Source organism: Pantoea sp. BJ2 (genome assembly GCF_040255075.1).
Lineage (GTDB): Bacteria > Pseudomonadota > Gammaproteobacteria > Enterobacterales > Enterobacteriaceae > Pantoea > Pantoea leporis.
On sequence record NZ_CP158292.1, the window covers coordinates 1396175 to 1410291 of the forward strand.

Below are 14117 nucleotides of genomic sequence, written 5' to 3' on the forward strand. Positions count from 1 at the left end.
CATTTTGCTCGAAATCAGTAGTTTTAAGCACTTGCTGACACGATTTTGCGCAGAAGAAAAGTTTTGCACCTTATTGGTGCTTCATTTTGGTGCGTGGTGCTGTTGTGGTGCAGGCACAGTGTGCACCAAGGGCGGGGAGAGCGAAAGAAGGGATTAAGGAAATGTTAACAACGTCAAAAAAAGCACCACAATGTTACAGACGTAAAAAAGGCGGGATAACCCGCCTTCGTTATAACACTGAAATTTATTCAATATTCGATTCGATAAACCACAGGAATTTATCCAGATCGCGCGATGCCGCAGTGAAGATATCAGCGGTATCTTCATCGCTGACTTCAGTGATAGCTTTACGCGTGTCATTCGCCACAATCGCATAGCGATCGGCCAGCGCTTTCAGGTGATCCTGCACGCTATGAATGTTCAACGGATAGCTTTTCAGTGGTGTTTTATCGTTGACGATTTGAGTGGTACCCAGCGCCACGCCGCCTAGCTGAACTACACGTTCAGCGATAGTGTCCTGGTGATCGGTAATGGCGGTACGGAAACCATCCAGCATCTCATGTACGCCAATAAAGTTGGCGCCACGCATGTTCCAGTGCGCCTGCTTGGTGATCAGCGACAGGTCAATAAACTCCACTACCAGACGGTTGAGCACCTCGATGGTCGCTTTTTTATCGCTGTCAGCGACGTCATTACGGGTGTAAATCAGATCAGACGATTTAGTTTTAACCAGTTTTGCGGTACTCATCATTAATGTCCTCTTATTGATGGTTGTCCTAATCAAGCACGGAAATAAGTATAGCAGCAGTTTTTTAACTTGCAGGGTTGATTAAATCAATGACAGGAATAGATAAACCTTAATATTGCTCATGGATTGTGCATCTTGATGATTATTTCAGTTAAAACAGATGCTTGTGAGGTATGTTAATTATTTATTAAACGTGTTGCAAAATAATAACGGAAAAATCTTAATACCGCGTTAAAAATGATAATGAGAATGCTTCTATATTTAGCCTGCCGCGCAGCAGGCTGAATTATTGAATATTTATTGCGGATGCGTAATGTCGACTTCGCTTATTTTTGCGCTTTTTTGTTTCATGGTGAGCGTTGAACCGGCCGAGGCGATGATGATCGCCAGCAGCGCAATCCACTGCTTCAGCGTCAATAACTCGCCCAGGAATAACATGCCTGATAACGCCGCCATCGCCGGTTCCAGACTCATTAAGGTACCAAAAATGCGTGCCGGCAGTCGTGTCAGCGCCATCATCTCTAAAGAATAGGGAATGGCGCTGGAGAGCAGGGCGATCAGCAGTGCCAGCGGCAACACTTCCCAATGCCAGATGCCCGGCGCGGCAAAGGTCAGGCCGAGCGGCACAAAAATCACCGAGGCAATTAGCGAACCCATCGCCACCGTTGCCGGACCATGCTCCGCGCCGGCACGCTGTCCTGCAAGGATGTACACCGCCCAGCAGGCACCCGCGCCTACCGCCAGCAACGCACCGAGCGGATCGATATGACTCATCCCTTCACCGATGGGCAACAGGAACCACAAACCCGCCACCGCCAGCAACACCCAAAGAAAATCAAGCGGACGACGCGCGCCGATCAACGCCAAAGTCAGCGGACCCAAAAACTCCAATCCGACGGCAACGCCCAGCGGCACGGTGCGAATCGCTAAATAGAAGAGATAGTTCATGCAGCCCAGCGCCAAGCCGTACATCAGCAGCGGTTTGCGCTGCTCGCGCGTGAAGCGCAAACGCCAGGGTTTAAAGATAATGCAGAGAATCAGGGTGCCAAGACCAAGACGCAGCGCGGTAATGCCGGTGGCGCCAACGGTGGAAAACATCGATTTTGCCAGTGAAGCGCCGCCCTGTAGTGAGAGCATGGCAATCAGCAGCACAGCAATAGGGAACAACACCGGGGCCATATTTTTGGTCGTCAGAGGGGCAGACATCCTGTAATCCATTCCTTTTATTTATTAACAGTAGAGCAACAAGCGCTCAGTGTAATGGAATCTCAGGCAAATAAGGAGACGCGAATCGGGGAAATAAAACGCGCTGACAGGTCAGAATTTGGCCATTTTTAGTGCCATTTCCGTAAAGAAACGTCAGGTTAGTTTAGGAATTTACTTAAAGGCATTTTTTGTGATCGTTATTTATGTTGCAGGGATATGATGCTTTTTATAAGTAAAATGAATGACATAGGAAACTTCATTAACTTTCTGTTACACCAAACAATCTATTAGACAACAAAATGCGGGCAGAGTTTCTTGCTGTTTTTTGTTATATTTATAGCGTTGTCAGGAGAGAAGTATATTCACATTTGAGGTGGTTATGAAAAAAATTGCATGTCTTTCAGCATTGGCTTGTGTACTTGCAGTTTCTGCAGGTTCTGCCATGGCACAAAGCACCGTTACCGGTGGTTACGCTCAGAGCGATTATCAAGGCGTTGCTAACAAAGCAAACGGCTTCAACCTGAAATATCGTTACGAAGACGGTACTAACCCACTGGGTTGGATCGGTTCTTTCACCTATACCGAGAAAGATCGTACTGATGCTGGCGTTTACAATAAAGGCCAGTACTACGGTGTGACTGGTGGTCCAGCTTACCGTCTGAACGACTGGGCGAGCATCTACGGTGTTGTAGGTGTTGGCTACGGTAAATTCCAGTCTACCGCTCCAGAGCGCCAGAAAGCTGATACCAGCGACTACGGTTTCTCTTACGGTGCGGGCATGCAGTTCAACCCAATCGAAAACATCGCTGTTGACGTGGGTTACGAGCAGAGCCGTATCCGCAACGTTGACGTTGGCACCTGGATTGCTGGCGTAGGTTACAGCTTCTAAGTTCTTGCTTAGACCAGTTGCACAATAAACGGTCCTTCGGGACCGTTTTTTTATGGGCGCGATTAACGATTTACCTGCCGCCAGAAACACAAAGCCCGCTACATGAGCGGGCTTTATTGGAATTTGTATGCGTCGGGAACGTTAGCCGCGCCAGATCAGTTTTGGGCACGGACGTTCAACCAGCTGTTTGCCGGTGAGCTTTTCAATCAGCATCAAGCGCAGCGCAAACGGCGAGCGGGTCAACAGGCACAGCAGCGATTTCAGCTCAAAAGCCGGTTTGCTCTGTTCAGCCTGGAAACATTTGCCACAGTCGAGGCAGTTTTTCATGGTAGTCATGTTCACCTCCCGAGTGAATGACGACATTTCTTTGTAGCCTTTATAAGCTATTCGCTTACATTATCAACAAAGATAGCACTGGCTATACTCTTTAGCCAACACTATTTAGGAAAAATTTGTGCTTATTTGTGCCTGGTTTACAATGGGCGCAGCCAGCCCGCACCGCAGATAAAGTGCGGCAGATAATAAAGAGGAAGTTAGATGAGTCGTCGTGCAAAAATCGCCACCAACATGCCCCAGGGCCCGCTAAAAGAGATAGAGGAGCATGTCGAAGGATTTCGTCAGGTGCGCGAGGCGCATCGTCGTGAGCTGATCGATGACTACGTTGAATTAATCTCTGATTTGATTCGTGAATTTGGCGAAGCGCGTCAGGTGGATATGGCTGCACGTTTGGGGGTTTCCCAGCCGACAGTGGCGAAAATGTTAAAGCGTCTTGGCACCACCGGTTTGGTTGAGCAAGTGCCGTATCGCGGTGTATTCCTCACCGCCGAAGGCGAGAAGCTGGCTGAAGCGAGCCGCGTCCGCCACCATATTGTTGAAACTTTCCTGTTGGCGCTGGGCGTTAGCCCGGAAACCGCGCGCCGTGACTCAGAAGGCCTTGAGCATCACGTCAGTGATGAAACTCTGGCCGTGTTCCAGAAATTCTACGAGAATCGCTAACTACAAGGCCTTCCGCCATCATGCCCAATCTGCTTCGTTCTTTTATGCGCGATCGTATTTTGCATTTGTTGTTGCTGTTGGGTGTGATCATGTTGCCGCTGGCGAATTTCCGCTGGTCGCAACTGCCTTCCGCTGTGGACTGGCATACCATCATGACGCTCACCGGCTTACTGATGCTGACCAAAGGGCTGGAAAACAGCGGCTATTTTGATGTGCTCGGCGCACGTCTGATTCAGCGTTTCCAGCATGAACGCGCATTGGCGTTATTCATGGTGTGCGCCGCCGCGTTGCTCTCAACTTTTCTCACCAACGATGTTGCGCTGTTTATTCTGGTGCCGCTCACGCTGACGCTGCGTAAATTCTCGCGGCTGCCCATTTCGCGCCTGATCATTTTCGAAGCGCTGGCAGTGAACGCGGGTTCCTTACTGACGCCGGTTGGTAACCCGCAAAACATTCTGCTGTGGAGTCACGGCACGCTTAGCGTGCCCGGTTTCATTGCGCAGATGGCGCCGCTGGCGGCATTTTTACTGCTTTCGCTGATGGCGTTAACCTGGTGGAGTTTCCCGGCGCGCGCGATCCAAAAGCATGAGCAGAGTGAAACTCAGGCGTGGCGCAAACCGTTGTTCACGATTAGCGTGCTGCTGTATATCGTATTTATCGTCGCGCTCGAGCTGAAAATGACCGGCTGGGCGCTGCTGCTGGTGGCGGCCTGTTTCCTGATCATGGCGCGCAGCGTGTTGATCAGCATCGACTGGAGTTTGCTGCTGGTGTTCGTGGCGATGTTTATCGATGTCTTCCTGTTGATGCATTTGTCCTGGCTGCAGCCGCACTTTGCCGCTATCGGTCAGCTAGGCGAGGGCGGAATCTATTTGCTGGCGATTGGCTTGTCGCAATTCATTAGTAACGTTCCCGCCACCATTCTGCTTTTGCAGAAAGTGCCACCGTCGGAGGTGCTGGCGTGGGCAGTGAATATCGGCGGATTTGGCTTATTGCCGGGTTCGCTCGCCAACCTGATTGCCTTGCGGATGGCGCAGGACGCGCGCGTTTGGTGGCGTTTCCACTTGTTTTCCATCCCGATGCTGGCCTGGTCGATGTTAGGCGGATGGCTGCTGTTACACCTCATGCGTTAGCACCGTGCCAATGTCGGCTTGTGTAAAGTTGCATTGGCATTTGTCAATTTCCCATCTAAGGTTATGTTGACCGTTTTTGCCCGGGAATCGGGACAACTGCCTACGATGAAAAATTATGGAAAACCAGAATCAACCGTCTGAACGCGATCAGCAGGATCCGCAAAAAACCGCCAATACCCATCAAGATAACAACGAACCAGAACGTAAACGTCCCGGAAAGAAACCTCTGATTTTTCTCGCCATTGTGGTGGTGATTATGATCGTGGTGGGATTATGGTTTTGGCTCACCACGCGCAATATCGAAAGCACGGATGATGCCTTTACCGAAGGCAATGCGGTGACCATCGCGCCGAAAGCAGCCGGATATGTGGTCAAGCTGCTGGTGCATGATAACCAGCGCGTGAAGCAGGGCGATTTGCTGGTGGAGATCGATGCGCGCGACAGTGAAGCGCAGCGCGATCAGGCCAAAGCCCAGCTTGGCTTGGCGCAGGCGCAGCTGCATCAGGCGCAGGCGCAGTTAGCCTTGTCCCGCGTGCAGTATCCGGCACAGCGCGATCAAGCTCTCGCCGATCAGGCCAAAGCGCAGGCCAATTTGCTTAACGCCCAGGCCGATTATCGTCGCCAGCGCGGTGTTGATCCGCGTGCCACTTCACAGCGCAATATTGATACTGCCGCCGCGCAATTGCGTTCGGCTGAAGCGCAACTGCAAAGCGCTAAGGCGCAGGTTGAAGTGGCTTCTCAGGTGAAGCTGCAAATCCGCCAGCAGGAAACCAATGTGGAAGCGCGTGAGCAGCAGGTTGAGCAGGCGCAGGCACAGCTCAACACCGCCGAATTGAATCTCTCTTATACCCAGGTTCGCGCACCTTACGATGGCTTTGTCACCAAGCGTAACGTGCAACTCGGCACGCTGGTGCAGGCTGGCAGCGCGCTGTTCTCGCTGGTTTCGCCTGAAATCTGGATTAATGCCAATTTCAAAGAGTCACAGCTGGCGCGCATGAAGCCGGGTAATAAAGTGGAAATCAGTGTCGATGCCTGGCCGGATATGAAGCTGGAAGGACATGTGGATAGCGTGCAGATGGGATCCGGTTCCCGCTTCTCCACCTTCCCGGCGGAAAACGCCACCGGCAACTACGTGAAAATCGTGCAGCGCGTGCCGGTGAAAATCGTTATCGATAAAGGATTAGATCCCAATCATCCGCTGCCGCTGGGCTTGTCGGTTGAGCCGAAGGTCACAGTGGAATGAGTGCGAGCGAAAGCTGGCGTCCGGCCAGCAATCCGTGGCTGGTCGCCATTACGGTGACGCTGGCGGTGTTTATGGAGATCCTCGACACCACCATCGTTAACGTCGCGCTGCCACACATTGCCGGTTCGCTCTCCTCCAGCTACGACGAATCGACCTGGGTTTTAACCTCTTATCTGGTGGCGAACGGCATCGTGTTGCCCATTTCGGCGTTCTTCAGCCGCCTGTTTGGCCGCAAGCAGTTCTTCCTGATTTGCATCGTGATGTTCACCATCTGCTCCTTCCTGTGCGGCATCGCAACGGAGCTGTGGCAGATCATTCTGTTCCGCATCCTGCAGGGCTTTTTTGGCGGCGGATTGCAGCCGGTACAGCAATCGGTGCTGCTCGATTACTTCAAAGCGGAAGATCGCGGCAAAGCCTTTGGTCTATCGTCGATTGCGATTATCGTCGCGCCGGTGATTGGTCCGACGCTCGGCGGCTGGATCACCGACAACTACAGCTGGCGCTGGGTGTTCTTCATTAATATTCCAGTCGGTATTTTGACGGTAATGGCAATTTACCAGCTGCTGGAAGATCCGCCGTGGGAGCGCAAGTGGGATAAAGGCCGCCTGAAGATCGACTACATTGGCATCAGCCTGATCACGCTGGGACTTGGCTGTTTGCAGGTGTTCCTCGATCGTGGCGAAGATGAAGATTGGTTTGCCTCCCACTTCATTCGCCTGTTCGCCATGTTGGCGGTGATCGGCATTATCGGCGCCATTTATTGGCTGCTGTATGCACGCAAACCGGTGGTGGATCTTAGCGTTATGAAGGATCGTAACTTCTGGGTGGCGGGCTTACTGATGGCGGGCATGGCGATGATTTTGTACGGCAGTTCGGTGGTACTTCCCCAACTGGCACAACAGGATCTCGGTTACACCGCAACCTGGTCGGGGCTGGTGCTGTCGCCCGGCGCGATATTGATTGTGCTGACGATACCCATCGTGCTGAAGCTGATGCCGATTGTGCAAACGCGCTACATTATCGCATTCGGCTTCACCTGCCTTGCCAGCGCCTTCTTCTACTCCACCCGGCTTACGCCCAACGTTGATTTCACCACGCTGGTGTTAATGCGCAGCGCGCAGTCGATTGGCCTTGGCTTCCTGTTTGTGCCGCTGACCACCATTGCGTTCATCACCGTGCCGCAGCGATTAAACGCCGATGCGTCGGCGCTGTTCACCATGTTCCGTAATGTCGCGGGTTCGATCGGAATTTCGCTGTCGACGGCGGGCATTACCGAACGCATGCAGACGCGATCGGCCACCATGGTGCACAACATGTCGCCGCTCAATGAGCCTTACAATCTCACGCTGCAGCATTGGGCTGATTCGATCCGTAATTTCACCACCGCAGTGGGCGATCCGCTGGTGCTGGCGAGCGGGCAGCTCTACCAGGAGATGATCGCGCAGGCCCGTATTCTGGCGTACATCGACGTATTTACGGGCCTGAGTATCGTGGCGTTGCTATTGATTCCATTTTGTTGGTTGCTTTCGCCGATTAAGAGCGAAGGCAGTGCAGGAGCACATTAAAATGAGTAAGTTTTCGCGCTCTACGCCGTCACTGACGTTGCTGGCGCTGTCACTGTTGCTGGCCGGATGCGCCGTAGGACCTGATTATCAGCCGCCGCAGGCGCACACACCGAGCGGTTACCATGATTTGCCTTCACAGCAAGCGTCTAAGCCGCTGGCGGCAGCAACCAATCCGCTGTGGTGGAAAAGCTTTAATGATCCGCAGCTTGATAGCCTGATTAAGCGCGCTATTGCCGGCAACTTAACGCTGCAACAATCGGTGCTGCGCATTGCTGGGGCGCGTGAACAGCTGGCGCAGGCGCGCGGTGGGTTATTCCCTTCGCTTAACGGCTCGGCAAAAGTGACCCGTCAGCAGCTCGGTTTAAAAGGCTTGCTGAAATCCAACGGCGTTTATGACCAGGTTGATAGCGATGTCGCCAGCCAGCTCAACGGTTTAGACCATTCTGTCACCCTGTATCAAGGCAGCTTTGACGCCAGCTGGGAGCTGGATCTATGGGGCAAAGTACGCCGCCAGATGGAAGCCGCGGATGCTCAGCAGCAGGCGGCCATTGAGCAACGCAACGATGCGCTGGTCTCGCTGGAAGCCGAAGTGGCTCGCGCCTATCTGCAACTGCGCGGTTCGCAGGCGGTGCTGGCGACCTTGCAGCAGCAAATTGAGGTCGCGCAGCAAACCTGGGAACTGACAAAGAGCCAGCAGCAAAACGGCTTAGCGCCGACCACGGATGTGGAAAATGCGCGCGCGCAATTAGCCTCGCTGAATGCGCAGCTGCCGCAATATCAGGCGCAGCAGTTGCAGGCAATGAACGGTTTGGCGGTGCTACTGGGTAAAACACCGGGCGCGCTGGATAACGAACTGATGAGCAAAAAACCGCTGCCTGATTTGCCGAAATTGGTGCCGGTGGGCATTCCGTCGACGCTGGCGCGGCGACGTCCGGATATTCGCCAGGCTGAAGCCACACTGCATGCGCAGACCGCGAATATTGGCGTATCCGTTGCCGAGCTGTTCCCCAGCTTGTCGCTCACCGGGCAACTGGGCGTGCGAAATACCGATGCCAGCTATCTGGATGACTGGAGCAGCCACTTCTTCAGCGTTGGTCCGTCGCTGTCGATTCCAATTTTTCAGGGCGGCCGTTTAGTGTCCAGCGTAAAATTGGCGCGCGCGCAGCAAGCCAGCGCGGCGCTTGATTATCGGCAAACGGTATTAACTGCGCTGCAGGATGTGGAGAACGCGTTGGTCAGTTATCGCGCCGATCAGCAGCAGGTTATAGCGCTGGATGAAACCACCGGCGCACTGCAACGTGCATTTGATTTGGCAAGCGACAGTTATCGTCAGGGTATTTCCACCTTCCTCGATGTATTAGATGCGCAGCGACAACTGGCGCAAGCTAAAGCGCAATCGACGCAGGCGCGGATGCAAAGTGCACTTGATTTAGTGGCGTTATATAAAGCGCTGGGCGGTGGCTGGGAACCTTATCAAAACGTCAATTTGCCAGACTATTCTGTGTTTGGTCCCGCAACGGAAGTGCATTAATTTCCCTTAGCAGCCGGTTAAACACCGGCTTTTTTTATCGGCACGATATGAAAAAATGAGATTCTTCTCTCATCCCGGGCAATATAATAATCCGTGATGATATCAGGTTTTACGTTACACCATTAATCCTTGCTTACCATTATGCTCACTAATGCTGCAGCGCGTAATAGCCGCTAAATGATTGTTTATTACCTGGGAATATTGCTTTGAAATCGATTCCAGTTGCTACATATGGAACACATTACGGTTGTTAATTCAGGGTTAATTAAAGCGGTTATCCGCGTTTTAAACCCTAACGTAAGAAATATGTAAGCAACTTCAGATTAATCCGGGCAATAAAATTAATTTATTTTTTTATTTGAATTAGGTAATCTTGCCACTACAGTTTATTTAACCCCCTTAAGCAAGGACATTGTGATGAGTGACGCATTTAAAGTTCTGAACAACATTCGCACATTACGTGCACAGGCTCGTGAACTGCCATTGAGCGATCTGGAAGAAATTCTGGAAAAATTAACGGTTGTCGTGACTGAACGTCGTGACGAAGTAAACGCTGAAGAAGCGCAGAACCGCGAAAAAGAAGAGAAGCTGTCTAAATATCGCGAAATGCTGCTGGCTGATGGTATTGACCCGAACGAATTACTGGGCGCTCTGGAAGTTGGTAAAAAACGCGCTAAGCGTGCACCACGCCCGGCAAAATATTCCTACACCGACGAAAACGGTGAAGTAAAATCATGGACCGGTCAAGGCCGTACACCAGCAGCGATTAAAAAAGCGCTGGATTCAGGTAAAAGCCTCGACACTTTCCTGATCAAATAATCCGCACAATCCTTGTAAGTGGGAGCCGGGGGCAAATACCCCCGGCTTTTTTGTTGTTTTTATTTCTTTATGAGCAACAACACCTTTAGCCCAACGTAACGTCTGCCTCTGGCGCAGAGGTGGCGTCCGGGTGCCCGCTTCTGGCATAATGCCCGCTGTTTTTTCCTCCACTGCGTAACAAAGGTCAATGCCGTGTTAGTTTCCAGCAATATCACCATGCAGTTCGGCAGTAAGCCGCTGTTCGAAAATATCTCCGTTAAATTTGGCGGCGGTAATCGTTACGGTTTAATCGGTGCGAACGGCAGCGGTAAATCTACCTTTATGAAAATACTGGGCGGCGATTTGGCGCCAACGGGTGGAAATGTTTCCCTCGACCCAAATGAGCGTATCGGTAAGTTACGTCAGGACCAATTTGCCTTCGAGCAATATAGTGTGCTGGACACCGTGATCATGGGCCACAATGAATTGTGGGCAGTGAAGCAAGAGCGTGACCGTATATATGCATTGCCAGAAATGAGCGAAGAGGAAGGCTATAAAGTGGCCGACCTTGAAGTCGAATACGGCGAGATGGACGGTTACAGTTCAGAATCACGTGCCGGTGAATTATTACTGGGCGTTGGCATTCCTGTGGAGCAGCATTACGGCCCGATGAGCGAAATTGCGCCGGGTTGGAAATTGCGTGTCCTTTTAGCGCAGGCATTATTTGCCAATCCTGATATTTTGTTGCTCGATGAACCGACCAACAACCTGGATATCGATACCATTCGTTGGTTGGAGCAAGTGCTCAACGAACGTAACAGCACCATGATCATCATTTCGCATGACCGTCACTTCCTGAATATGGTGTGCACGCACATGGCGGATCTGGATTACGGTGAACTGCGCGTTTATCCGGGCAATTATGACGAATATATGACCGCGGCTACCCAGTCACGCGAACGTTTATTATCGGATAACGCCAAGAAGAAAGCGCAAATTGCCGATCTGCAATCGTTTGTTAGCCGTTTTAGCGCCAACGCCTCTAAATCGCGTCAGGCGACTTCGCGTGCCAAACAGATTGATAAAATTAAGCTGGAAGAAGTTAAAGCCTCCAGCCGTCAAAACCCGTTTATCCGTTTTGATCAGGATAAGAAGCTGTTCCGTAATGCGCTGGAAGTTGAAGCGCTGACCAAAGGTTTTGATAACGGTCCGCTGTTTAATAAACTCAACCTGATGTTAGAAGTCGGCGAGAAATTGGCGATTCTCGGTGCCAACGGTATCGGTAAAACTACGTTGCTGAAAACGCTGGTCGGTGAACATACGCCGGATAGCGGCACAGTGAAATGGTCTGAGAATGCGCGCATTGGTTATTACGGCCAGGATCACGCGGAAGACTTCGCTGACGATCTGACGGTATTCGACTGGATGAGCCAGTGGAAGCAGGAAGGCGATGACGAACAGGCGGTGCGCAGTATTCTTGGTCGTCTGCTGTTTGGTCACGACGAGATCAACAAGCCCGCTAAGGTGCTGTCCGGTGGTGAGAAGGGTCGCATGCTATTTGGCAAGCTGATGATGCAAAAGCCAAACATCCTGATCATGGATGAACCGACTAACCACCTGGATATGGAATCGATCGAGTCGCTCAACATGGCGCTGGAGATGTACGAAGGCACCCTGATTTTCGTCTCGCACGACCGTGAGTTTGTTAGCTCGCTGGCTACCCGCGTGATGGAGATGAAAGCCGATCGTATTATCGACTTCACGGGTAATTACGAAGATTACCTGCGCAGTCAGGGCATTGTTTAAGGCTTGTGAGGTTTCGGCGCCGATCAGGCGAAAATGCCGGGTCGCTGCGTAACGACGGTGTAAATATTTCCCTGTAACCTCGGCCGCCGTATCCCGGCGGCGGAGGCTTTACTCCGGGCCCGGCACACACGCCTTAATGCACGTCAACTGCCAGCGTTATATCTCGCGTAAGGTCGTCATTCATGGCGACCTTGTTCACCACATACTTCACAATGCGCATCCTGCGCCACCTTCATGCTGCGGAACTCCGCGCTCATCGCGTCGTACATCAATAAGCGTGCGCTAGCGGGGTGACCGAACGCCGTCAGCACTTTTAAGGTTTCCATCGCCTGCATTGCACCGACCACACCCACCAACGGCGCCATCACGCCGGCTTCCACGCAACTTAATACCTGATCGCCAAACAAGCGGCTGATGCAGCGATAACACGGCTCGCCGGGCTGCCAGGTAAACACGCTGAGCTGGCCTTCCATGCGAATCGCTGCGCCGGAAATCAGCGGCACCTTGTGCTGAAAACAGAGGCGGTTGATCTGCTCGCGGGTATCGACGTTATCGGTGCAATCCACCACCGCATCATGGCGCGCAATTAACGTGCTGAGCTGCGCGTCATCCAGCTGCGCATCAATCGGCTCCAGCTGGCAATGCGGATTAATTGCCGCCAACTGCTGCTGCGCCGAGGCGACTTTCGCTACGCCAATTTTCGCATCACTGTGCAGGATCTGGCGCTGGAGATTACTGAGGCTAACGCTGTCGAAATCGAGCAACGTGAGATGTCCCACACCCGCCGAGGCCAGATAGGGCGCCGCCGCACAGCCGAGTCCGCCGAGGCCGATCACCAACACCTGTGCCGCCTTTAGCTTCTCCTGGCCATCAAAATCAAAACCGCGCAGGACAATCTGACGGTTATAGCGCAGCATCTCTTCATCGCTCAACTCAACGCTCATTAGCCCTCCAGCAAGCTATTAAAGGCTTCGATCTCCACCCATTCGCCCGGTTCCACATCGCCGCGCTCGCGCTCCAGCACCACAAAGCAGTTAGCCAGCGCGAACGAGCTGAACACATGCGAACCTTGCGCACCGGTGCTGCGCACTTCCAGCACGCCATCGTCACCGCGGCTGAGAATCGCACGTTGGAAGTCGAGACGACCCGGCGATTTCTTCAAACGCTGGGTGGCGCGCGCACGTTGGCGTAGCGGCATGATGCGCGTGGTTTGGCCGGTTAAGGTGGCCAGCAGCGGCTGAACTAATTGATAGAAGGTTACCGCCGCAGAAACCGGATTGCCCGGTAAACCGCAGAACCAGCTGTTGGCCAGGCGACCAAAAGCAAAGGGTTTGCCCGGTTTGATCGCCAGTTTCCAGAAGGTGATAGCGCCGAGCTCTTCCAGTATCGCACGGGTGAAATCGGCTTCGCCAACCGACACGCCGCCGGTGCTGATCACCACATCGGCCTGGCGATCGGCTTCGGTAAAGGCGGTACGCAGCGCCGCCTGATCGTCGGCAATCACACCGAGATCGATCACTTCGCAGCCCAGCTTGTTAAGCATTAACGCCACGGTAAAGCGGTTGGTATCGTAAATCTGACCTTCCGCCAGCGGCTGGCCGACCGCCTGCAGTTCATCGCCGGTGGAGAAGATTGCCACGCGCAGTTTGCGCAGCACGCTGACTTCAGCAATCCCCAGCGACGCCAGCAGCGGCAGTTCGGCCGCACCAAGGCGCACTCCGGCGTCCAGCACCTGTTTGCCCGCCTGAATGTCTTCACCGATGCGACGAATATTTTGCGCAGCCTGCACCGGCGCGGTAATCACAATGCCGCCGTCGCGTTGCTCCGTTTGCTCCTGTATCACCACGGCATCACAACCGGCGGGAATTGGCGCGCCGGTTGTGATGCGGATCACGCTGCCCGCGGGCCACGCACCGTTAAACGGCGCACCGGCGAAGGCTTTACCGGCCACCGGGAACACGCGATCGGGTGCGATGTCGGCCAGACGCAGCGCGTAACCATCCATCGCCGAGTTATCAAACGAGGGGACATCGAGCGGCGAGTTGATAGGCCTGGCGGTGATGCGTCCGGCGGCCTCAAACAGCGAGACGTTGATCGAATCGCTAATCGGCGTCAGCTGTTGCAGCATCTTTTGCTGCGCGTCTTCGAGGGAGATTAATCCTGCGGTAAAAGGTTCCATGTCCATCTCTGTCTGGTTAATTTCAG

Annotated in this window: 13 protein-coding genes; 8 read left to right on the plus strand and 5 right to left on the minus strand. The window is 53.0% G+C overall.

The features are described from left to right. Window positions 1-244: 244 nt before the first annotated feature. Window positions 245-748, minus strand: coding sequence for a DNA starvation/stationary phase protection protein Dps (gene dps / locus AAF463_RS06355; RefSeq protein WP_036620516.1), 504 nt, complete (start codon window positions 746-748; stop codon window positions 245-247). A 297-nt stretch (window positions 749-1045) separates the two neighbouring features. Next, window positions 1046-1954, minus strand: a complete 909-nt coding sequence (gene rhtA / locus AAF463_RS06360) for a threonine/homoserine exporter RhtA (RefSeq protein WP_101761015.1) — start codon at window positions 1952-1954, stop codon at window positions 1046-1048. Window positions 1955-2333: 379 nt separating this feature from the next. On the opposite strand from rhtA, the gene ompX reads away from it, so the two are divergent. Further along, entirely contained in the window at window positions 2334-2843 is a 510-nt protein-coding gene (gene ompX, locus AAF463_RS06365; RefSeq protein WP_176970932.1) for an outer membrane protein OmpX, read from the plus strand. Window positions 2844-2984: 141 nt separating this feature from the next. Here the strand turns inward: ompX and AAF463_RS06370 are convergent, their stop codons facing one another. Further along, entirely contained in the window at window positions 2985-3179 is a 195-nt protein-coding gene (locus tag AAF463_RS06370) for a hypothetical protein (RefSeq protein ID WP_101761013.1), read from the minus strand. A 201-nt stretch (window positions 3180-3380) separates the two neighbouring features. Here AAF463_RS06370 and mntR point away from each other — a divergent pair, with 201 nt between their 5' ends. From mntR to AAF463_RS06405, 7 genes are all read left to right on the plus strand, one after another. Then, complete coding sequence (mntR, locus tag AAF463_RS06375) at window positions 3381-3839, plus strand: manganese-binding transcriptional regulator MntR (protein WP_101761012.1); 459 nt, start codon at window positions 3381-3383, stop codon at window positions 3837-3839. 20 nt (window positions 3840-3859) lie between these two features. Then, complete coding sequence (locus AAF463_RS06380; RefSeq protein WP_137385455.1) at window positions 3860-4969, plus strand: SLC13 family permease; 1110 nt, start codon at window positions 3860-3862, stop codon at window positions 4967-4969. A gap of 115 nt (window positions 4970-5084) precedes the next feature. Then, window positions 5085-6212 carry an HlyD family secretion protein gene (locus tag AAF463_RS06385; RefSeq protein ID WP_101761010.1) on the plus strand — a complete coding sequence of 376 codons (1128 nt, stop codon included), beginning with the start codon at window positions 5085-5087 and terminating at the stop codon, window positions 6210-6212. After that, window positions 6209-7777: a DHA2 family efflux MFS transporter permease subunit gene (locus AAF463_RS06390; protein ID WP_110865813.1), complete on the plus strand. Its 1569-nt coding sequence runs from the start codon at window positions 6209-6211 to the stop codon at window positions 7775-7777. The genes AAF463_RS06385 and AAF463_RS06390 overlap by 4 nt, the downstream gene beginning before the upstream one ends. Window position 7778: 1 nt before the next feature. Beyond that, window positions 7779-9308, plus strand: a complete 1530-nt coding sequence (locus AAF463_RS06395; protein WP_350261734.1) for an efflux transporter outer membrane subunit — start codon at window positions 7779-7781, stop codon at window positions 9306-9308. A gap of 417 nt (window positions 9309-9725) precedes the next feature. Then, window positions 9726-10127, plus strand: coding sequence for an H-NS family nucleoid-associated regulatory protein (locus AAF463_RS06400; RefSeq protein WP_101761007.1), 402 nt, complete (start codon window positions 9726-9728; stop codon window positions 10125-10127). Between the two features lie 192 nt (window positions 10128-10319). Further along, window positions 10320-11912, plus strand: a complete 1593-nt coding sequence (locus AAF463_RS06405; RefSeq protein ID WP_064741202.1) for an ABC-F family ATPase — start codon at window positions 10320-10322, stop codon at window positions 11910-11912. Window positions 11913-12088: 176 nt separating this feature from the next. On the opposite strand, the gene moeB is transcribed toward AAF463_RS06405, so the two are convergent. After that, a complete protein-coding gene (moeB, locus tag AAF463_RS06410) occupies window positions 12089-12856 on the minus strand; it encodes a molybdopterin-synthase adenylyltransferase MoeB (protein ID WP_350261735.1) in 768 nt (255 codons plus the stop codon). Then, a complete protein-coding gene (moeA, locus tag AAF463_RS06415) occupies window positions 12856-14091 on the minus strand; it encodes a molybdopterin molybdotransferase MoeA (protein WP_350261736.1) in 1236 nt (411 codons plus the stop codon). The genes moeB and moeA overlap by 1 nt, the downstream gene beginning before the upstream one ends. Window positions 14092-14117: the final 26 nt, after the last annotated feature.

Excerpts from the sequence above, each read along its gene's own strand:
- AAF463_RS06370 (WP_101761013.1), bottom strand. The coding sequence starts at position 3,179 with ATGACTACCATGAAAAACTGCCTCGACTGTGGCAAATGTTTCCAGGCT.
- AAF463_RS06390 (WP_110865813.1), top strand. The coding sequence starts at position 6,209 with ATGAGTGCGAGCGAAAGCTGGCGTCCGGCCAGCAATCCGTGGCTGGTC.
- dps (WP_036620516.1), bottom strand. The coding sequence starts at position 748 with ATGAGTACCGCAAAACTGGTTAAAACTAAATCGTCTGATCTGATTTAC.
- AAF463_RS06400 (WP_101761007.1), top strand. The coding sequence starts at position 9,726 with ATGAGTGACGCATTTAAAGTTCTGAACAACATTCGCACATTACGTGCA.
- moeA (WP_350261736.1), bottom strand. The coding sequence starts at position 14,091 with ATGGAACCTTTTACCGCAGGATTAATCTCCCTCGAAGACGCGCAGCAA.
- mntR (WP_101761012.1), top strand. The coding sequence starts at position 3,381 with ATGAGTCGTCGTGCAAAAATCGCCACCAACATGCCCCAGGGCCCGCTA.
- AAF463_RS06380 (WP_137385455.1), top strand. The coding sequence starts at position 3,860 with ATGCCCAATCTGCTTCGTTCTTTTATGCGCGATCGTATTTTGCATTTG.
- rhtA (WP_101761015.1), bottom strand. The coding sequence starts at position 1,954 with ATGTCTGCCCCTCTGACGACCAAAAATATGGCCCCGGTGTTGTTCCCT.
- AAF463_RS06395 (WP_350261734.1), top strand. The coding sequence starts at position 7,779 with ATGAGTAAGTTTTCGCGCTCTACGCCGTCACTGACGTTGCTGGCGCTG.
- AAF463_RS06385 (WP_101761010.1), top strand. The coding sequence starts at position 5,085 with ATGGAAAACCAGAATCAACCGTCTGAACGCGATCAGCAGGATCCGCAA.
- ompX (WP_176970932.1), top strand. The coding sequence starts at position 2,334 with ATGAAAAAAATTGCATGTCTTTCAGCATTGGCTTGTGTACTTGCAGTT.
- moeB (WP_350261735.1), bottom strand. The coding sequence starts at position 12,856 with ATGAGCGTTGAGTTGAGCGATGAAGAGATGCTGCGCTATAACCGTCAG.